This is a genomic window from Pseudomonas sp. LAIL14HWK12:I10 (genome assembly GCF_900184205.1).
Taxonomy (GTDB): domain Bacteria; phylum Pseudomonadota; class Gammaproteobacteria; order Pseudomonadales; family Pseudomonadaceae; genus Aquipseudomonas; species Aquipseudomonas kermanshahensis.
In genome coordinates this window covers 612,186-631,136 of sequence record NZ_FXWU01000001.1, presented here as the reverse complement: position 1 = coordinate 631,136, position 18,951 = coordinate 612,186, and the positions used below count along the sequence as shown (strand labels likewise).

Here is an 18,951-nt window from a genome sequence, read left to right as displayed (position 1 = left end):
CCTTGTGGGAGCGGGTTTACCCGCGAAGAGGGCAACTCGGTTTCAGGCGGAAACCACGAAAAACGCCACGATCAACGCCAACCCGGCAAACCACACCACTGACCGCAATGCCGCCCAGTCCGCCAGGTAGCAGATGATGTAGAGCAACCGGCTGGTGATGTACATCACGCCCAGCACGTCCTGCGTCACCTGCTCGGCATTGCCGACGATATCTGCCACCAGCACGGCCGCCGCAAACGCGGGAAACGCTTCGTAGCTATTCTGCTGCGCCGCATGGGCTCGGCGTGGCAGGCCCGATAGCGTGTCCAGGAAGGCACGCGGATCGTGATTGTCCTTGAGGCCGAAGCGGCCACTGCTCACTTTGGCGATCAATGCACAAAGCGGCGGCAATACCAGGGCAATCAGGATGCACCACAGGGCAACGGTCATGGACAGCACTCCTTGTTCAATCGAAAGGTTAGAGCTTCATTACCAGCATGCCTGCCAGCACCAGCCCGCAAGCTAGGAGTCTTGGCCCGCCAAAAGGTTCTTTGAGGTAGCGCATACCCAACAGCACCACCAGGATCACGCTCAATTCCCGCAGCGCCGCCGCCTCGGCCACCGACCCCAGGTGCATGGCCCACAGCACCAGGGCATAACTGAACAGCACGCAAAGCCCTACGGCCAACCCCAGCCGCCATTGGGTTCGCCAAAACAGCACAAACGGTGCCCGGCGCGCCACACTGGCCAGCAGCGGGAAAGGCCAGGCACTGAGCAAGGTCAGCCATACCAGGTAGTCCCAAGGCTTGCCCCACAGCCGCACCGCCTGGCCGTCGAACCAGGTGTAGCAACCGATGCACAGGCCAATCAGCGCCACCACGGGCAACATCGACCAAGGCAGCCGATCACCACCGCCCCCCTGCCACAGCAGGCACGCCATGCCACACGGAATGAGCAGGATGCCGATGATCTGCTGCTGGCTCAGCGATTCCCCGGCAAAGGCCAGGGTCAAGCCCAGCACCACCAGCGGCGACAGCCCGCGCATCAGAGGATAGACCAGCCCCAGGTCGCCAACCCGATAGGCCTGGATCAGCAGATAGCGGTACAACTGTTCGGCCAGCGCCGAGGCGACCAACCAGGGCCAGATTTCGGCGGGAGGCACCTCGACAAAGGCCACGGCCAGCACGGCAAAAGCCAAGGCGACCGTGTCCATGCTGGCAATCACCAACAAGCGTTCGCCGCTGAATTTGATCAGGGTGTTCCAGGTCGCATGCAGGAGGGCGGCGACCAGTACCAGGGAAGTTGCCAACACGCCTTCAAGTCCTTGTGACGTTATTGAGGCACGAATATATCGTCTTCAGTCTGGTGTGCGTATGTCGGAAGATGTTCAGCGCTTACGAAGTCGGGCGCCGCGCGGGCGGCGCATCTAAAACCATCGCACAACTCAAGCCCTACACATGAACGATTCCAACAATTCCGGTCAAAGGTGTGCCCCGAAGCCCTCGCCAGGTCATCAAAGAACTGCCCGAGTCATTCGGGTACGACTTGGAAGCCACTGTTACAGGATTTGGGATGCTTGAATTAGTTGCCGCGTTTATCTGCCTTACCACCCTTCTCACCTACGTCAACTACCGCTTCATCGGCCTGCCACCCGCCATTGGCGTGATGGTCACGGCACTGCTGTTCTCGTTGATGCTGCAAGGGCTTAGCCTGATTGGCTTCCCTGGCCTCGAAGAGCGCGTCGAAGGCCTGATGAACCAGATCGACTTCAACGATTTGCTGATGCACTGGATGCTGGCATTCCTGCTGTTCGCCGGCGCCTTGCACGTCAACCTCTCAGACCTGCGCAGCTATCGCTGGCCGATCGGCCTGCTGGCGACCATCGGCGTACTGATCGCCACCGTGGTGATCGGCTACCTGTCGCACTGGGTGTTCGCGATGTTCGGCTGGCAGGTTCCGCTGATCTACTGCCTGCTGTTCGGCGCGCTGATCTCGCCCACCGACCCAATTGCCGTGCTCGGCGCATTGCGCACCGCCAATGCCTCCAAGCCGCTGAAAACCACCATCGTCGGCGAGTCGCTGTTCAACGACGGCACCGCGGTCGTGGTGTTCACCGTGCTGCTGGGCATCATCCAGCTCGGCGAAACCCCCAGTGCCTATGACACAGCGGTGCTGTTCGCCCGCGAGGCCATTGGCGGCGTGGTGTTCGGCGGCGTGATCGGCTACGCCACCTACCGCATGATCAAGAGCGTCGAGCAGTACCAGGTCGAGGTTATGCTGACCTTGGCGCTGGTCATCGGTGGCTCGGCAATGTGCTACGAACTGCACGTTTCTGCACCGATCGCCATGGTGGTCGCCGGCCTGATCATCGGCAACATGGGGCGCAACCTGGCGATGAACGACATGACCCGGCGCTACATGGACGGTTTCTGGGAGTTGATCGATGACATGCTCAACGCCCTGCTGTTCGCGCTGATCGGCCTTGAGCTTCTGCTGCTGCCGTTCAACTGGATGCACCTGGCGGCCGGCGGTGTGCTGGCACTGGCGGTCCTGCTGTCGCGGCTGCTTACCGTGGCCCCGGCAATCTTGCTGCTGCGCCGCTGGCGGAGTGTGCCGAAAGGCACCGTGCGGGTACTGACCTGGGGCGGCCTGCGCGGCGGCGTGTCGGTAGCGCTGGCACTGTCGCTGCCGCTGGGTGAGGAACGTGACCTGCTGCTGTCGATCACCTACATCGTGGTGTTGTCGTCGATCCTGGTGCAGGGGCTGAGCATCGGGCGGGTGGTGCGCAAGGTTAGCGCCCAGCCCTGAAAACAAGGGTGCCGCTTTGCGGCCCTTTCGCCGGCAAGCCGACTCCCACAGGGCTTTGCGAAGGCCTTGTGGCTGCAATGCGCCTAACCTGTGGGAGCCGGCTTGCCGGCGATGGGGCTGCTGCGCAGCCCCCAGCAATCTACTCCACGGCGCTGTCCGGGAACTGGTCCTGGACATATTTGATCTCGGTGCGCCCGTGAGCCGCAGGCATGCCATCTTCGCCGAGGTTGACGAACACCATCTTGTCGACGGTCAGGATGCTCTTGCGGGTGATCTTGTTGCGCACTTCGCACTTCAGGGTAATCGAAGTGCGGCCGAATTCAGTGGCGGTGATGCCCAGTTCGATGATGTCGCCCTGGCGTGAGGCACTGACGAAGTTGATCTCCGACATGTACTTGGTCACCACACGCTGGTTGCCCAACTGGACGATGGCGTAAATCGCCGCTTCTTCGTCGATCCAGCGCAACAGGCTGCCACCGAACAGGGTGCCATTGGGGTTGAGGTCTTCGGGTTTTACCCATTTGCGGGTGTGAAAGTTCATCGGTACTCCTAACCTGCTTGGCTAACGTGCATTCATGATGGCAGAGCGGCCGTCGCCGCTCCATTGAACATCGACTATCGTCTCGATTAATCGACAGAAAACCTTGGGCGAAGGTCCCTGTCGCGGCTATAATCCTGCCGCTTCACTTGGCCACCCGCAGCGGCGGCCATGCCCGCCACCTGTCCGAGGGGCGCTGCAGCAGGCTAGGCCTGTCAGGCTCGGATGGGGCGTTGTCCGCTCCTGCGGACGCTCAACGCACAACGGCGCCCATTCGCACACTACGAATGGAGGCTCTCATGAGCGCTGTAAACACGCCTGCTGGTTTTACCGATTTCAAAGTCGCTGACATCTCCCTGGCTGCCTGGGGCCGTCGCGAAACCATCATCGCCGAATCGGAAATGCCTGCACTGATGGGCCTGCGTCGCAAGTACCTCGCCGAGCAACCGCTCAAGGGTGCGAAGATTCTGGGCTGCATCCACATGACCATTCAGACTGCCGTGCTGATCGAAACCCTGGTTGCCCTGGGTGCCGAAGTGCGCTGGTCGTCCTGCAACATCTTCTCCACCCAGGACCAGGCCGCTGCCTCCATCGCTGCCGCCGGTATCCCGGTGTTCGCCTGGAAAGGCGAAACCGAGGAAGAGTACGAGTGGTGCCTGGAGCAGACCATCCTCAAGGATGGCCAGCCATGGGACGCCAACATGATCCTCGACGACGGCGGCGACCTGACCGAACTGCTGCACAAGAAGTACCCAGCCGTTCTGGACCGCGTCCACGGTGTCACCGAAGAGACCACCACCGGCGTGCACCGCCTGCTGGACATGCTGGCCAAGGGCGAGCTGAAAGTCCCGGCGATCAACGTCAACGACTCGGTCACCAAGAGCAAGAACGACAACAAGTACGGCTGCCGTCACAGCCTGAACGACGCCATCAAGCGTGGCACCGACCACCTGCTGTCGGGCAAGCAAGCCCTGGTGATCGGCTACGGTGACGTGGGCAAGGGCTCGGCCCAGTCCCTGCGTCAGGAAGGCATGATCGTCAAGGTCACCGAAGTTGACCCGATCTGCGCCATGCAAGCCTGCATGGACGGCTTCGAGCTGGTCTCGCCGTTCATCGACGGCATCAACAACGGCACCGAGGCCAGCATCGACAAAGCGCTGCTGGGCAAGATCGACCTGATCGTCACCACCACCGGTAACGTCAACGTCTGCGACGCCAACATGCTCAAGGCCCTGAAGAAGCGTGCCGTGGTCTGCAACATCGGCCACTTCGACAACGAGATCGACACCGCCTTCATGCGCAAGAACTGGGCCTGGGAAGAGGTCAAGCCGCAGGTGCACAAGATCCACCGCACCGGCGCTGGCAGCTTCGACCCGCAAAACGACGACTACCTGATCCTGCTGGCTGAAGGCCGCCTGGTGAACCTGGGTAACGCCACCGGTCACCCAAGCCGCATCATGGACGGTTCGTTCGCCAACCAGGTGCTGGCACAGATCTTCCTGTTCGAGCAGAAGTACGCCGACCTGTCGGCCGAGAAGAAAGCCGAACGCCTGACCGTTGAAGTGCTGCCCAAGAAGCTCGACGAAGAAGTGGCCCTGGAAATGGTCCGCGGCTTCGGCGGCGTGGTCACCCAGCTGACCCAGCAGCAAGCCGACTACATCGGCGTGACTGTCGAAGGCCCGTTCAAGCCACACGCGTACCGCTACTAAGCGGCAAGCGCCCGGCGGCATGCCGGCGGGCGCTTGTAGTCGTTTAATCTTGATCGATGCCCAAGCCAGGCCGGCCCCCACCGCCCTGGCTTTTACTTGCAGCGTGCGGCTCATGGCCTGCAGCTGAGGAAACAGAGATGTCACAAGAACGCCGCTACAGTTTCGAATTCTTCCCGACCAAGACCGATGCCGGTCACGAAAAGCTGATGGGCGTTGCCCGCCAGCTGGCCACCTACAACCCCGATTTCTTCTCCTGCACCTACGGTGCCGGCGGCTCTACCCGCGACCGCACACTGAACACCGTGCTGCAGCTGGAGAGCGAAGTGAAAGTGCCTGCCGCACCGCACCTGTCGTGCGTCGGCGACACCAAAGAAGAGCTGCGCGCCCTGCTTGCCGAGTACAAGGCTGCTGGCATCAAGCGCATCGTTGCCCTGCGTGGCGACCTGCCTTCCGGCATGGGCATGGCCAGCGGCGAGCTGCGCTACGCCAGCGACCTGGTCGAATTCATCCGCCAGGAAACCGGTGATCACTTCCACCTGGAAGTGGCGGCCTACCCCGAGATGCACCCCCAGGCCCGCAACTTCGAGATCGACCTGGCCAACTTCGTGCACAAGGTCAAGGCCGGTGCCGACAGCGCCATCACCCAATACTTCTTCAACGCCGACAGCTATTTCTATTTTGTCGAGCGTGCGCAGAAACTGGGCGTCGATATCCCGGTGGTGCCCGGCATCATGCCAATCACCAACTACAGCAAGCTGGCCCGGTTCTCCGACGCCTGCGGCGCCGAGATCCCGCGCTGGATCCGCAAGCAGCTGGAAGCCTATGGCGACGACACCGCCAGCATCCAGGCCTTCGGCGAAGAAGTGATCACCCGCATGTGTGAACAACTGCTGCAAGGCGGCGCACCGGGCTTGCACTTCTATACGCTGAACCAGGCCGAAGCGAGCCTAGCGATCTGGAACAACCTGAAGCTGCCTCGCTGAAACTTTTTGGCAATATCTGATTAAGAAATGATTAAGGCTTTGGTCATAGACTAAGGCCTTATTTATTTTCGGGTTAAACAGGTCTTGCCTGACATGCAGCATCCTCAGCCATCGCGCCCTCAGCTCGTCTACCTGGCTTTCGGCCCGGCCACCTACCACCAGGAAGCCTGCTTCAGCATCGTCAGTGCCCTTGCCCACCTGGACGTATCGGCAGGCGAGGCGCTGGATATTCAGGTCTACACCGACAACCCGGCGCCCTATGCCAAGCTGCCGGTCACGCTGCACCTGCTCGACGCCGCCACGCGCGCGGCGTGGAATGCCCCGCATGGTTATCACTTTCGCAGCAAGCATGTGCTGCTGCGTCAGGTGTTGACGCAGCATGCAATGGCGGTGCTGATCGATACCGACACCTTCTTCCGTCAGTCACCGATGCGGCTGTTCCAGCGGGTCGCGCCTGGCCACCTGCTGTGCAACGCCATCGGCGGGCGCTACGGCGCCAACCAGAAATGCCTGCTGTACAAGAACCTGCTGTCCGTCCTCCAGGCCCAGGGCCTGGCCGATTGCCAGATGCCCTTGATCAACTCGGGCGTGATCGGGCTCACCGCCGAAGACGCGCAGGCACTGGACCACTCCATCGCGATGATGGACCAGTTCTACCCACTGGCCCGCGAGGCCTACACCCTCGAAGAGTTCTGCCTGGCCGTGGCGGCCTACCGCAAACTGCAGCTGGCCGAGTGCACCGACGTCATCCACCACTACTGGAGCCGCAAGGCCCAGTTCCGCGCCAAGATCCAGGCCTGGCTGCGCAAACACGGCGACGCTCCGTTGAGCGAAGCTGCACTGGCCGATGTCGCGCGGGTCAACGATCAACTGCCGCGGCCGCCGACCCTGCATCGGCTGGGCTACAAGGCGTTGAGCCTGACCCTGCCCAGCCACGAGCGGCAATTTGCCCGCGAATTGCTGTATGGCAGCTACCCCTACCCCAATGAGTTCGACCGGGCCTGTGCATCGGCCTGGTGGGACAAAGCCCTGGAGAACTTCAATGCGCGCAACGGCCGCATCCAGCCCGAACAGCTACGTCAGTGCCTGCGTCACCCGGGCCTGCGCCTGTCACTCGGGGCACAGCGCAAGGCTATCGAAGCGCACCTGCTCAAGTCGGCGCAGGCCTGAACAGCCGCCGCTTCACTGGCCTTGAGCAGGCCGAGCGCGTAATCTGCGGGCCATGTTCGCCACCACCCGCCTGTTCTGGATCCTGCTGCTCGCCTGCCTGAGCCCGTTGGCTCTGGCCGAACGCCTGCGCCTGGTGTCCGACGACTGGGCACCGTATGTGTACCAGCAAGATGGCCAACCTCGGGGCATCGACTACGAAGTAACCACCCAGGTATTCAGGCGCCTGGGGGTAGAAGTGGAATGGCAGTTCCTGCCCTGGAAGCGCTGCCTGGCGATGATCGAGCAAGGGCTGGCCGACGGTATTGTGGATATCTTCCAGTTCGACACGCGCAAGCCCTACCTGGTCTACCCAACGGAGCCCATGTCGGATGTCGAGTTCGTGCTGTTCCAGGCCCGCAGCCGCCGTCATGCCGTCACCGGCCTGGACGATCTTGCGGGCCTGTCCGTCGGCACATCGCCCGGCTACACCTACGGCGCCGCATTCAACGATTCGCCGCGTTTTCGCCGCGAAGCAGCCCCTACCCATGAAGCCAACTTCGGCAAACTGCTGCTGGGCCGTATCGATTTGCTGATTACCGACCGCAGGGTCGGGCGCTACCTGATGCGCCAGCTGGGCCTTGAACAACGCATCGAAGAGCTGCCATGGGTGGTCAGCCGACAGACGCAATACCTGGGGCTGACCCGCAAACCCGGGCGCGAGGCACTGGCCCAGGCGTTCTCCGAAGAGTTGCAACGCTTCAAGCAGGACCCCGCCTACGCCGCCATCAGCCACCGCTACATAGGCGACATCGGAAACATTCTCAACGCCGTTGAGCAGCAGGAAAGCAGCACGTCGCGATAGCTCTGTTATACTCGGGCCTTCCCGCCAGGCTTACGCCCGGACGCTCGGCCTAGCAACAGGCATCCCGATCGGCAACGACGCACCATCGCGTCAGCCCTCCGCTTCCTGGATGTGCAGTGAAAGCCAAGCTGGACCGGACGCGATCGCATCTCACCGATGCCCGTCGCGCCAGGCAGAACATCCCAACGGGCCCAGCCCACACGAGAACAGGATTGCCCATGTCCTTTGCTTCCCTCGGTCTCTCCGAGGCTCTTGTCCGCGCTATCGAGGCTGCGGGCTATACCCAGCCGACTCCGGTGCAACAGCGGGCTGTTCCCGCCGTGTTGCAAGGCCGTGATCTGATGGTCGCCGCCCAGACAGGTACTGGTAAAACCGGCGGTTTCGCCTTGCCGATCCTCGAGCGCCTGTTCCCGGGTGGCCACCCTGACAAGTCGCAGCGCCATGGCCCACGCCAGCCTCGCGTACTGGTCCTGACTCCGACCCGCGAGCTGGCCGCCCAGGTGCATGACAGCTTCAAGGTCTATGCCCGTGATCTGCCGCTGGTCAGCGCCTGTATCTTCGGCGGTGTCGGCATGAACCCACAAATCCAGGCCATCGCCAAAGGTGTCGATGTACTGGTCGCGTGCCCTGGCCGCCTGCTCGACCTGGCTGGCCAAGGCAAGGTCGACCTGGCCCACGTCGAAATCCTGGTTCTCGACGAAGCCGACCGCATGCTCGACATGGGCTTCATCCATGACGTGAAGAAGGTCCTTGCCCGCCTGCCGGCCAAACGCCAGAACCTGCTGTTCTCGGCCACCTTCTCCAAGGACATCACCGACCTGGCCGACAAGCTCCTGCATAACCCGGAGCGCATCGAGGTCACCCCACCGAACACCACGGTCGAGCGCATCGAGCAGCGCATCTACCGCCTGCCCGCCAGCCACAAGCGTGCGCTGCTGGCACACCTGATCACCCAGGGTGCCTGGGAACAGGTGCTGGTCTTCACCCGTACCAAGCATGGCGCCAACCGCCTGGCCGAGTACCTGGAAAAGCACGGCCTGACCGCCGCCGCGATCCACGGCAACAAGAGCCAGAACGCCCGCACCAAAGCCCTGGCCGACTTCAAGGCCAACGCGGTACGGGTACTGGTTGCCACCGACATCGCCGCCCGCGGCCTGGACATCGACCAGTTGCCCCACGTGGTCAACTTCGAGCTGCCCAATGTCGAGGAGGACTACGTCCACCGTATCGGCCGTACGGGCCGTGCCGGCCGTTCGGGTGAGGCCATTTCCTTGGTCGCGCCTGATGAAGAGAAGCTGCTCAAGAGCATCGAGCGGGTCACCAAGCAGAAGATTGCTGACGGCGACCTGATGGGCTTCGACGCAAGCCAGGTCGAGGCCGAGAAGCCGGAAGTGCGCGAACGCCCGCAAAACACCGGCCGTGGCGGTCGCAACCAGCCACGCGGCGAAGGCGGCAAAGACGCCAACGGCGGCCGCAAAGACAAAGGCAAGGACAAGGGCAAGACCCGGCAGCACGCTGCCGAGAAGCCTGCCGAGAAGGAAAAGGCGGGCGACAAGCCGCAACAGCGCAAGCCGCGTGACAACAAGCCACGCCAGCAGCAAGCCAGCCAGAACAGCACACCGAAAGCACCGGCCGACCGTGCCCCGGACGAGTTCCTGGATGACGAAGTCGACAACTTTGGCAACCGCGCTGACTACGTCAGCCCGTACCAGGGCAAGAACCAGGGGCGTAACCGCCGTCCTGGCGGTGGCACTGGCGCAGGTCAAAACCAGGGCCAAGGTGCGGCGGCTCCGCGCAGCAACAACGGCGGCCAACCTCGCACGGGTGGCCAGCCACGCAGCGCCAGCGGCGAGAAACGCCCACCGCGCAACAACGCGGGCGGCGGTGCACGCCGTGACAACAACGGTGGTGGTCGCGGTCGCCCGGCGCGCGATGATGCTGCGCGCCAGGAACCTGCAGTCCGCAGCTCGCGTGAGCCGCAGAACCAGCCAGTGATCATCCGCAAGGAATCCAAGCTCGATCGTTACCCAACGCCTGAGCAACTGGACGATCTGCCAAGCCGCCCACGCGGCGAGCGACCAGCGCTGCTGACGCGCAATCGCTGACATTGAAGTGATCTATGCGGTGGGCTGCTGAACAGCCCACCGGATAGCTTTATCCGAATGCTCCCCCTCCCGCAACCTATCAGTCCTGCGAGTTTTGTCATCGTTTCATTGCGCTCATCGTAATTGCTCAATCCCCACTGAGTAATAGAAGTGCGTAATACAGAAACCCAGCAGCACAGCAACGCGCAACGTGCACTCGTCGACTGCATCGACGCCGACGCCCTTGAACAAATCGCAGTTTCAAGACCGCTGATAGAAACACTTTCGTTGAGAGCGGGTTCCCGCATCGATGTGCGTGGCAGCACGTCAGCTAGAAAGGGCGCAGTCGAAGCCTTTTCAGAAAACCGATGGAAAGGCATCGCCAGTGTGAAGCCCGATGGCACGTTTCATAATGGCGATCTTCCAGCGAGTTACCTCAACAGCAAAGACACCATTCTGGTTCGCATCGTCGATGGCGAAGCCTCCATTCCTGTCCTTGCCAACAGCTACTTCGTCCACCCACGCTCGGTCTGGGTCACTCCGACTCCGACTAAACAGGCAGATCGACAAGCCTATCGATGGCTACTTCAATGGGCCGATTACAAACCCACCGGCTACAAGCTTCCGGCGAACACCCGCGCCTCGGTCTTTCTGGAGGGTGATGATTGCAACGTTACCCTGACGATCGGCATTCAGGGCCTGGCGCAGCAAGCGGACCGCAGCCAGCAAACCCAGAACATGCGCGAGCATCGTCTGCAGCGAGGGGAAAACATACTGCCCCTCGACCCACTGGGCGGCGTGGTACATATCCGCAATAACGGCAGTTCGGGCTGCCGAGTGATTTTCGACGAGGCGTTTCAACCCATTCCGTACTACGTCCTCGACCAGACGCCGCCTTCGGACTTTCTAGCAATGCTATTGCACTGTGACGCAGTGTCCGAGGTACAGCTTGTCGGTGACCGCGTTGCCATTTCTGCCTACACCGACACCTTCAATCGGTTTGCGATTGACGATGTCGCCGAAATTGTCCGCTCCCATCAAGAAGTGCTGAGCATCCAAGCCCAGGCCTGCGGCCTCGACGGCTCATCGCCAAGGCATAGGCGTAGCGATATGTGGATACACGCTGTGGAGGCAGCGTCGACGATCAACCCAAGCGCAACGACGGGATTAATCCTTCTGCCGCATAGGCGTGACCCTGGCAACGAATACATGTGCGCATTGCTTGCAGGTGAAGCCCACAAACGCTGGGTGACGCTGCATGAGTACGGCCATCACTTTCAGAACGTCGTCAATGCCGTCGCACCCATGTTCCGCGAGAACTCGGTAAACATCTACGCGCTTGCAGTCGGGCGCGTTCACACACACGAATACACCGACATTCTCCCTACTCGCTGGCCGGCGCTGAAAGCGTGGCTGGCCAAGCCCCGCGACCAGAAGCGATACATGGAGTCCCCAGACTCCCTCGCCATTTTTGAACAACTCAGGAAGGGCTTCGGCGACCACTACCTGCCCGCCTGGGATCGCTACATTCGCGACAATCCGCAATGCCCGGGCGACTTGACTGGGTTCGCCACTTCCCTGTCCCTGGTCGCAAAGTGCAACCTCGCTGATTATTTGGCGGATTGGGGCGTCATCACGGTAAACGATGCCACATGGCACGCCCTGCAGGCCTTGGGCCTTCCAGCGCCTGCGGCGGGGTTGACTGACTTGGTCCCGTATCTCTGACACTGCAAAGCAAAACGCCGGGGATGAGCGTCAATCGCTCATCCCCGGCGTTTTTATTGAAATGAAGCGAATTACTTCTGCTTCACGCCTTCAAGGCTGATATCCAGGTCCAGAGTCTGCGAAGTCGCGCCTGGGCCTTTGATGCCGAAGTCGTTCAGGTTCAGCGTGGTGGTGGCATTGAAGCCAGCACGTTCGCCGCCCCATGGGTCTTTGCCCTCACCGTTGAAGGTGGCCTTGAAGGTGACCGGCTTGGTCACGCCGTGCAGGGTCAGGTCACCGGTCACGTCGGCAGTCTTCTCACCGGTCGATTTGACGGCGGTCGACACGAACTTGGCGTCCGGGTACTTCTTCACGTCCAGGAAGTCTTTGCTGGCGATGTGCTTGTCACGCTCGGCGTGATTCGACCACAGGCTGGCAGTCTTCAGGTCGACGTTGATCTTGCTCGCTTCAGGCTTGGCGCTGTCCCAGCTGAAGTTGCCGTCGAAGTCCTTGAAGGTACCGTGAATGAAGCTGTAGCCCAGGTGGCTGATCTTCCAGTCGACGAACGCGTGCTGGCCTTCCTTGTCGATCTTGTAGTCAGCGGCCATGGCCTGGCCAGCGGAGAACAGTGCAGTACCGAGCGCCAGAGCGGCAAAAGTCTTTTTCAACATCCTTTCTATTCCTTGCAATTGAGGTTGAGAGTCAAGCTTTGCGGCCCAGCATACGGATCAGGGTCGCGTCACGGTCTATGAAGTGGTGTTTCAGTGCTGCCAGGCCATGCAGCACGGCAAAAATCACCAGGCCCCAGGCTAGCCAGAGGTGGATCACCCCAGCCAGGTCCGCCTGATCAGGCAGGTCGCTGACCAGAGCCGGTATTTCGAACAAGCCGAATACCGGAATACCGACGCCGTCGGCAGTGGAGATCAAGTAACCGGCGATCATCACCGCGAACAGCCCCACATACAGTGCCAGATGGCCCAGCTTGGCGGCCACGCGGGTGAGTGCCCCGTGGTTGGCCGGTGCCGGCGGTGGCGGGCTGATGAAACGCCAGAGTACGCGCAGCAGCATCACTGCCAGCAGCACCAGGCCGATGCTCTTGTGCAGGTCAGGGCCCGACTTGCGCCAAGGGTCGTAGTAATCCAGGCCGACCATCCACAGCCCCAGGCCAAACAGGCCGAAGACTGCCAGCGCGACACCCCAGTGCAGGATGATGCTGACCACGCCGTAGCGAGAAGGTGAATTGCGCAGTTGCATGTTGGCGTGTTTCCCCGTGAAAGCTGTGCACAGACTAACGCGTAACGTATCGAATAAAAGCGGAAAAAATTGCTTCGGATTATCGAGAAATCCGATGGATATTGTGAAAGCTTCCTATTAAGGAAACATTAACGATAGTCGGTGAGTTCAGGGTTGCCAGTGCCGGCCTCTTCGCAGCACAAGGCTGCTCCTACAGGAGGAAGAGGCTGGCACTGTCGATCAATCAACCCGCCTTGGCCTGGGTATTGGCCACTGGCTTCTTCGCGGGCTCTGATTTGACCGTGGCCTTTTTCGCTTCGACAGGCTTGTGCGCCTGTTTTGCCGCCGGCTTGTGTGCCGGGGCATGCTTGGCAGGGGCGGTTTTGGTCGCGGCAGGCTTGGCAGCAGCAGGTTTTACCGCGGTTTCATTGGCCACAGGCGCCGGTGCAACCGGCTCTGGAGCGGCCTGTGGCGCCGGTGCCGGGGCCACTTCGTCGGCCTTGGCAATCGGCTGGGCTTTCACCTCAGGCTTGTCAGCCCCACCAAACAGGCGCTTGAAGAAACCTGGCTTGTCCTGCTTGGCCTCCTCTTTCACCGGCTCGACCTTGGCAGGGGCTTTTTCCACCTTGTCGCTCTTTTCAGCCTTGTCGGAAGTACCACCGAACAGGTTGGAGAAGAACCCGCCCTTGTCTTTGGCCGCTGCGGCGCCTGCTGCGGCTGCCGCCACAGGCACTGCCTTGGCCGGGTCGAACGACTTGCCGGCCAGCAGGTCCTGCACCTGGCCCGCCGCGCGTTGACCGCTGCGCAAGGCGCCTTCCAAGGTGCCTGGGTAGAGGGCGTCAGTGTGCTCACCGGCGAAGCTGATGCGCTGCACCGGGCGCTCCCACAGGCGCCAGTACTTGCTGATCTGCCCTGGGCCGTAGGCCAGGTAGGCGCCACCGGTGCCAGCGTCAGTGCTGTAGCGTTTCACTTCGTAGCCGGTGAACGAACCGCGGGCCTGTGGATAAAACGCATGCAGGCGGATAAGCACCTGGTCGACCATCTGCTTGTCGCCAAATGCCTGCAGCAGGCGGGCGTTGTCGCCGGACAGGTTGATCACCACGTTGGCCCCGCCCTTCAGCGCCGGCTCGATCCACAGCATGCCCAGGCCTGCGTTACTGAAGATTTCGCCGGACATACGGGCCCGGCTTTCCCACACTGGCTTGTTGAACTTGAGCATCAGCTGGTCGCGCCAGCCATAGTTGGTGCCCTTGAGCGCGGCCAGGTGCTGGCTGTCCAGGCCCGGGGTCATCTGGATCTTGGCCAGGGCGCGCAGCGGCACGGCCATGACCAGGTAATCGGCCTGGTAGCCCACGCTACCAACCTTGACGGTGACGCCGTCCTTGTCCTGCACGATGGCAGTGACCGGCGAGCTGGTCTTGATGGTCTTCAGCTGCTTGACGAACGCCTGGGCCAACACCGGGCTGCCACCGGGCAGGCGCGCGGCACGCAGATCGCGGTCGCTGACACCACGGTAAACGCGGTTCTGCTGAGCGAAATACAGCAGCGACAGGCGCGATGGCTCATCGTAACGGGTACGGATCTGCTGGTTGACCAGCTGACGCGCGGTGGCTGGCAGTTGCAGCTTGTCGAGCCAGGAAGACACGTTGATCTGATCGAGGGCGAACAGCGTGCTGGTCGCCTGCGGGTTCAGCGGGTCGTCGATCGAACGGGCCAGGTCGTCGAGGGTTTTCTCGTAGCGTTTGAGCGCCTCGGCAGTGGCGGGCTGCTTGGTGGCAAGGTCCGTCGCACTGAAGTACTCACCGTCGATCAGGTAGCCCGGCGTACGCACGAACTCTGGCGCTGGCAGTGTTTCAAGTTTGAAACGGTCGAGGTACTGGTTGAGCACCGGCTGTGCCTTAGCGTTGCCGATCCACTCACTGGTGGCCAGGCCCGAGCGACCGCCCATGCCCGACTTGGCCTCCAGCAGCGTCACCTGCCAGCCCTTGCTCTGCAGTTCATAGGCTGCAGTGAGGCCCGCAAGGCCCCCACCCACCACGATAGCCGTAGGTGTTTTGTCCTTTGCCAGCGCGGCACCGCTGGACACACCAATCAATACCAACGCGCACAGGCGCACCCAAGCAGCAGCCATGTTGGCGAACTCCGAGTCAGACGTTACAGAAAAATAGGGAGGCAGGAATGCCCCGAGGCGATGCGTTAAGAATACGTCAGCTCTGCCAACCCTGCCAGCACGGCGACATCAAGTCCTTTTGGCAACTGACATTTTTGCCAGTAGCCGTGCCACACGCATGCAGGCGATGCTGGCGACAATCGCCAAAAGCCCATCAGGAGGGCCTGCGCATGATCTTCGAGGAGCATTTCACCGGTGTCGTGCCACAGTTTCTCAGGTACCAACAGCCACTGGATATGCCATCAGGCCTCACCATTCACTCCAACAGCACCTCCTGGTCGGGCTTCGAGGCGTTCAAGGGCGAGGATGGCACTGAGTTGGTCATAGGCGAACACTCTGAAGTCCAGATTGCTTTTACAGAGGAAGTCGAAAGCTTGTGGCTGGAGTACTACGTGGTGAGAGATTTTCCCTACGATAACGTGCACATGCTCTTTGATGCTCAGAACCATTATTACGACATGCTCGTTCCGGCACCTCGCAACTTCTATTGGCTCACCGTCGAAGGCAGCGACTACCCGGGCCTTAGGCCCGGCCCTATTGTCACCCAACCTTGTGAACAAGTGATCGACGGCCCCTTCCGCCGCCTGACCATCTCCACCTCGCAGGCCGGCACGGTGCACATTCGCAAGCTCGAATGGACCGGTACCCGACGACAATGACTGCCAGCGGTTGTGGTGCCCTCCAGCTTTGCTTAGGCTTACGCGGTCCAAGCCAGCAGCAAAGCCAGGAGAAGTACCCATGGGCCTCAACGATCAGTGGATGCAACGTGACCTCAAGGTCCTGTGGCACCCCTGCACCCAGATGAAAGACCACGAGCAACTGCCGCTGATCCCGATCAAGCGTGGTGAAGGCGTGTGGCTGGAGGACTTCGAAGGCAAGCGCTACCTGGACGCCGTGAGCAGTTGGTGGGTCAACGTGTTCGGCCATGCCAACCCGCGCATCAACCAGCGCATCAAGGACCAGGTCGACCAACTGGAGCACGTGATCCTGGCCGGTTTCAGCCACCAGCCGGTGATCGAGCTGTCCGAGCGCCTCGTCGCCATGACCCCGGCCGGGCTGGACCGGGTGTTCTACGCCGACAACGGCTCATCCTGCATCGAAGTCGCGTTGAAGATGAGCTTCCATTACTGGCAGAACATCGGCAAACCCGAGAAGAAGCGTTTCGTTACCCTGACCAACAGCTACCACGGCGAAACCATTGCCGCGATGTCGGTAGGCGACGTGCCGCTGTTCACCGAAACCTACAAGGCGCTGCTGCTCGACACCATCAAGGTGCCCAGCCCCGATTGCTACCTGCGCCCTGAAGGTATGGGCTGGGAAGAACACTCGCGCAACCTGTTCCAGGCCATGGAGCAAACCCTGGCCGAGCACCACGCCACCATCAGCGCGGTGATCATCGAGCCGCTGATCCAGGGCGCAGGCGGCATGCGCATGTACCACCCGGTTTACCTCAAACTGCTGCGCGAAGCGTGTGACCGCTACGGCGTGCACCTGATCCACGACGAAATCGCCGTGGGCTTCGGCCGCACCGGGACGATGTTCGCCTGCGAACAGGCCGGCATCCGCCCAGACTTCCTGTGCCTGTCCAAGGCACTGACCGGGGGCTACCTGCCGCTGGCCGCGTGCCTGACCACCGATACCGTGTACCAGGCCTTCTACGACGACTACCCGACCCTGCGCGCGTTCCTCCACTCGCACAGCTACACCGGCAACCCGCTGGCCTGCGCCGCAGCGCTGGCGACCCTGGATATCTTCGAACAGGACAACGTGATCGAGGCCAACAAGGCCTTGTCCGTGCGCATGGCCACGGCCACCGCGCACCTGGCCGACCATGCGCATGTCGCCGAAATCCGCCAGACCGGCATGGCCCTGGCCATCGAGATGGTCCAGGACAAGGCCGGCAAGGTTGCCTACCCCTGGCAGGAGCGCCGCGGCCTGAAGGTCTTCGAGCACGCCCTGACCCGCGGCGCGCTGCTGCGCCCGCTGGGCAGCGTGGTGTACTTCCTGCCGCCGTATGTGATCACGCCCGAGCAGATCGACTTCCTCGCCGAGGTGGCCAGCGAAGGCATCGACATCGCCACCCGCGACAGCGTCAGCGTTGCCGTACCGGCCAACTTCCACCCCGACTTCCGCGACCCGGGCTAGGCCCGAAAGCCCGCCGCCGACCCTGTGGGAGCGGGTTCACCCGCGAATGCGATGTTGCCCCCACCTTCGCATTCGCGGGTGAACCCGCTCCCACAGGGTCACATGATCCCTTTTCGTCCGAGCAGAACCATGAGACTGTCCCGCTTCTTCATCGACGCCCCCCTGAGCCTTGGCGAGCATGACCTGCCCGAAGCCCAGGCCCATTACATCGGCCGCGTGCTGCGCATGGCCCCAGGTGACGCCGTGCAACTGTTCGACGGCAGCGGCCAGGAATACCGTGGCCAGTTGCTCGAAGTCGGCAAGAAAACCGTGCGCGTGACGCTGGACCAGGCCCTGGCTGGCCAAGCCGAATCGGCGCTGCACATCCACCTTGGCCAGGGCCTGTCCCGTGGCGAGCGCATGGATTGGGCCATTCAAAAGGCCACCGAACTGGGCGCCAATGAAATCACCCCGATCGTCAGCGAGCGCTGTGAAGTGCGCCTCAAGGACGAACGCGCCGACAAGCGCCTGGCCCACTGGCGCCAGGTGGCTATCAGTGCCTGTGAACAGTGCGGCCGGTCGAGCCTGCCCGTGATCCATCCGCCGGTGACACTGGCCGAATGGATCAAAACCACCGAAGCCGACCTGAAACTGGTCCTGCACCCGGTGGCCGAACCACTGACCAGCCACGACACACCGTCACGCCTGGCCTTCCTGATCGGCCCCGAAGGCGGCCTTAACGACGCGGAAGTCGACCAGGCCAAGGCTGCCGGCTTCCACGCCGCGCGCCTCGGCCCACGCGTGCTGCGGACCGAAACCGCGCCAGTGGTGGCGCTGTCGGTGGCACAGCAGTTGTGGGGCGATTTTTAACCCTGCGCCTAAAGTACGTAGAACGACACGGCGATGAAGTGCAGCAGGCTGCCGGCGATCACGAACAGGTGCCAGATGCCGTGCCAGTGGCGAAAGCGGCTGTCGAAGGCAAAGAAGATGATGCCCACTGTGTAGAACACCCCGCCGGCCGCCAACCAGGCGAAGCCGGCGGTACCGAGGCTGCGCAGCAGCGGGTTGACCGCCACCAGGACAATCCAGCCCATCACCGCATAGATGATGATCGACAGCACCCGCGCCTCGGAGCGGGGCTTGATCTCCTGCAGCATGCCGATCACCGCCAGCCCCCAGACCACCCCGAACAAACTCCAACCCCAAGGCCCGCGCAAGCTGACCAGGCAGAACGGGGTGTAGCTGCCGGCGATCAGCAGGTAGATCGACAGGTGATCGAGCTTGCGCATGATCACCTTCGCCCGCCCACGCGTGCTGTGGTAGAGGGTGGAAATGCTGTAGAGCAGCAACAGCGTGCCGCCGTAGATGGAGAAACTCACGATCTTCCAGGGGTCGCCCTGCAGGCCCGCGACGACGATCAGCCAGATGGCACCGATGCAGGCCAGGATGGCGCCGACCAAGTGGGTCCAGGCGTTGAAGCGTTCACCGTAATACATGCAAACACAGACCTCCTGTGAGGGGCTGGGTTCCAAAAACCTGCGCGGTCCTCTGGTAATCCAACCCTTTGTAGGAGCGGCCTTGTGCTGCGAAGAGGCCAGTGATTACACA

At 61.9% G+C, this 18,951-nt stretch carries 17 protein-coding genes and 1 riboswitch; of the genes, 10 read left to right on the top strand and 7 right to left on the bottom strand.

Features of this window, described 5'->3' with window-relative positions; genetic code table 11:
* Positions 1-42: 42 nt before the first annotated feature.
* Both QOS90_RS02850 and QOS90_RS02845 read right to left on the bottom strand, forming a co-directional pair.
* Positions 43-429, bottom strand: coding sequence for an MAPEG family protein (locus tag QOS90_RS02850; protein ID WP_027592456.1), 387 nt, complete (start codon positions 427-429; stop codon positions 43-45).
* A 28-nt stretch (positions 430-457) separates the two neighbouring features.
* The gene (locus QOS90_RS02845; protein WP_027592455.1) at positions 458-1,291 is read right to left on the bottom strand and encodes an EamA family transporter; all 834 of its coding nucleotides are present in this window, start codon (positions 1,289-1,291) and stop codon (positions 458-460) included.
* A 260-nt stretch (positions 1,292-1,551) separates the two neighbouring features.
* Between QOS90_RS02845 and QOS90_RS02840 the strand changes: the two genes are divergently transcribed.
* Positions 1,552-2,787 carry a cation:proton antiporter gene (locus QOS90_RS02840; protein ID WP_027592454.1) on the top strand — a complete coding sequence of 412 codons (1,236 nt, stop codon included), beginning with the start codon at positions 1,552-1,554 and terminating at the stop codon, positions 2,785-2,787.
* 139 nt (positions 2,788-2,926) lie between these two features.
* On the opposite strand, the gene QOS90_RS02835 is transcribed toward QOS90_RS02840, so the two are convergent.
* A complete protein-coding gene (locus QOS90_RS02835) occupies positions 2,927-3,328 on the bottom strand; it encodes an acyl-CoA thioesterase (RefSeq protein WP_027592453.1) in 402 nt (133 codons plus the stop codon).
* A gap of 179 nt (positions 3,329-3,507) precedes the next feature.
* A riboswitch (S-adenosyl-L-homocysteine riboswitch) is annotated at positions 3,508-3,604 on the top strand.
* A gap of 20 nt (positions 3,605-3,624) precedes the next feature.
* On the opposite strand from QOS90_RS02835, the gene ahcY reads away from it, so the two are divergent.
* The 6 genes from ahcY to QOS90_RS02805 all read left to right on the top strand — a co-directional run bounded on the left by ahcY (position 3,625) and on the right by QOS90_RS02805 (position 11,837).
* A complete protein-coding gene (gene ahcY / locus QOS90_RS02830; RefSeq protein ID WP_027592452.1) occupies positions 3,625-5,034 on the top strand; it encodes an adenosylhomocysteinase in 1,410 nt (469 codons plus the stop codon).
* A 137-nt stretch (positions 5,035-5,171) separates the two neighbouring features.
* A complete protein-coding gene (gene metF / locus QOS90_RS02825) occupies positions 5,172-6,017 on the top strand; it encodes a methylenetetrahydrofolate reductase [NAD(P)H] (protein WP_027592451.1) in 846 nt (281 codons plus the stop codon).
* Positions 6,018-6,110: 93 nt separating this feature from the next.
* A complete protein-coding gene (locus QOS90_RS02820; protein ID WP_085272276.1) occupies positions 6,111-7,187 on the top strand; it encodes a hypothetical protein in 1,077 nt (358 codons plus the stop codon).
* A 52-nt stretch (positions 7,188-7,239) separates the two neighbouring features.
* A complete protein-coding gene (locus QOS90_RS02815) occupies positions 7,240-8,028 on the top strand; it encodes a substrate-binding periplasmic protein (protein ID WP_085272275.1) in 789 nt (262 codons plus the stop codon).
* 218 nt (positions 8,029-8,246) lie between these two features.
* Positions 8,247-10,133 (top strand): RNA helicase RhlE2, encoded by a 1,887-nt coding sequence (gene rhlE2 / locus QOS90_RS02810; protein ID WP_085272274.1) that lies wholly within the window; start codon positions 8,247-8,249, stop codon positions 10,131-10,133.
* Between the two features lie 150 nt (positions 10,134-10,283).
* Entirely contained in the window at positions 10,284-11,837 is a 1,554-nt protein-coding gene (locus QOS90_RS02805; protein WP_159455776.1) for a M60 family metallopeptidase, read from the top strand.
* Positions 11,838-11,908: 71 nt separating this feature from the next.
* On the opposite strand, the gene QOS90_RS02800 is transcribed toward QOS90_RS02805, so the two are convergent.
* The 3 genes from QOS90_RS02800 to QOS90_RS02790 form a co-directional block, all read right to left on the bottom strand.
* Positions 11,909-12,487: a YceI family protein gene (locus tag QOS90_RS02800; RefSeq protein ID WP_027592446.1), complete on the bottom strand. Its 579-nt coding sequence runs from the start codon at positions 12,485-12,487 to the stop codon at positions 11,909-11,911.
* Positions 12,488-12,518: 31 nt separating this feature from the next.
* On the bottom strand, positions 12,519-13,070 hold the full coding sequence (locus tag QOS90_RS02795) for a cytochrome b (RefSeq protein ID WP_027592445.1): 552 nt from the start codon (positions 13,068-13,070) through the stop codon (positions 12,519-12,521).
* 223 nt (positions 13,071-13,293) lie between these two features.
* Complete coding sequence (locus tag QOS90_RS02790) at positions 13,294-15,180, bottom strand: flavin monoamine oxidase family protein (protein ID WP_085272273.1); 1,887 nt, start codon at positions 15,178-15,180, stop codon at positions 13,294-13,296.
* 209 nt (positions 15,181-15,389) lie between these two features.
* On the opposite strand from QOS90_RS02790, the gene QOS90_RS02785 reads away from it, so the two are divergent.
* From QOS90_RS02785 to QOS90_RS02775, 3 genes are all read left to right on the top strand, one after another.
* On the top strand, positions 15,390-15,878 hold the full coding sequence (locus QOS90_RS02785; protein WP_027592443.1) for a hypothetical protein: 489 nt from the start codon (positions 15,390-15,392) through the stop codon (positions 15,876-15,878).
* A 79-nt stretch (positions 15,879-15,957) separates the two neighbouring features.
* The gene (locus QOS90_RS02780; protein WP_027592442.1) at positions 15,958-17,364 is read left to right on the top strand and encodes an adenosylmethionine--8-amino-7-oxononanoate transaminase; all 1,407 of its coding nucleotides are present in this window, start codon (positions 15,958-15,960) and stop codon (positions 17,362-17,364) included.
* 129 nt (positions 17,365-17,493) lie between these two features.
* Entirely contained in the window at positions 17,494-18,213 is a 720-nt protein-coding gene (locus QOS90_RS02775; protein ID WP_085272272.1) for a 16S rRNA (uracil(1498)-N(3))-methyltransferase, read from the top strand.
* An 8-nt stretch (positions 18,214-18,221) separates the two neighbouring features.
* Here the strand turns inward: QOS90_RS02775 and trhA are convergent, their stop codons facing one another.
* Positions 18,222-18,839 (bottom strand): PAQR family membrane homeostasis protein TrhA, encoded by a 618-nt coding sequence (gene trhA / locus QOS90_RS02770; protein WP_027592440.1) that lies wholly within the window; start codon positions 18,837-18,839, stop codon positions 18,222-18,224.
* Positions 18,840-18,951 lie beyond the last annotated feature (112 nt).

Excerpts from the sequence above, each read along its gene's own strand:
- rhlE2 (WP_085272274.1), top strand. The coding sequence starts at position 8,247 with ATGTCCTTTGCTTCCCTCGGTCTCTCCGAGGCTCTTGTCCGCGCTATC.
- QOS90_RS02835 (WP_027592453.1), bottom strand. The coding sequence starts at position 3,328 with ATGAACTTTCACACCCGCAAATGGGTAAAACCCGAAGACCTCAACCCC.
- trhA (WP_027592440.1), bottom strand. The coding sequence starts at position 18,839 with ATGTATTACGGTGAACGCTTCAACGCCTGGACCCACTTGGTCGGCGCC.
- QOS90_RS02850 (WP_027592456.1), bottom strand. The coding sequence starts at position 429 with ATGACCGTTGCCCTGTGGTGCATCCTGATTGCCCTGGTATTGCCGCCG.
- QOS90_RS02815 (WP_085272275.1), top strand. The coding sequence starts at position 7,240 with ATGTTCGCCACCACCCGCCTGTTCTGGATCCTGCTGCTCGCCTGCCTG.
- ahcY (WP_027592452.1), top strand. The coding sequence starts at position 3,625 with ATGAGCGCTGTAAACACGCCTGCTGGTTTTACCGATTTCAAAGTCGCT.
- QOS90_RS02780 (WP_027592442.1), top strand. The coding sequence starts at position 15,958 with ATGGGCCTCAACGATCAGTGGATGCAACGTGACCTCAAGGTCCTGTGG.
- QOS90_RS02785 (WP_027592443.1), top strand. The coding sequence starts at position 15,390 with ATGATCTTCGAGGAGCATTTCACCGGTGTCGTGCCACAGTTTCTCAGG.
- QOS90_RS02790 (WP_085272273.1), bottom strand. The coding sequence starts at position 15,180 with ATGGCTGCTGCTTGGGTGCGCCTGTGCGCGTTGGTATTGATTGGTGTG.
- metF (WP_027592451.1), top strand. The coding sequence starts at position 5,172 with ATGTCACAAGAACGCCGCTACAGTTTCGAATTCTTCCCGACCAAGACC.
- QOS90_RS02795 (WP_027592445.1), bottom strand. The coding sequence starts at position 13,070 with ATGCAACTGCGCAATTCACCTTCTCGCTACGGCGTGGTCAGCATCATC.
- QOS90_RS02840 (WP_027592454.1), top strand. The coding sequence starts at position 1,552 with ATGCTTGAATTAGTTGCCGCGTTTATCTGCCTTACCACCCTTCTCACC.
- QOS90_RS02800 (WP_027592446.1), bottom strand. The coding sequence starts at position 12,487 with ATGTTGAAAAAGACTTTTGCCGCTCTGGCGCTCGGTACTGCACTGTTC.
- QOS90_RS02820 (WP_085272276.1), top strand. The coding sequence starts at position 6,111 with ATGCAGCATCCTCAGCCATCGCGCCCTCAGCTCGTCTACCTGGCTTTC.
- QOS90_RS02775 (WP_085272272.1), top strand. The coding sequence starts at position 17,494 with ATGAGACTGTCCCGCTTCTTCATCGACGCCCCCCTGAGCCTTGGCGAG.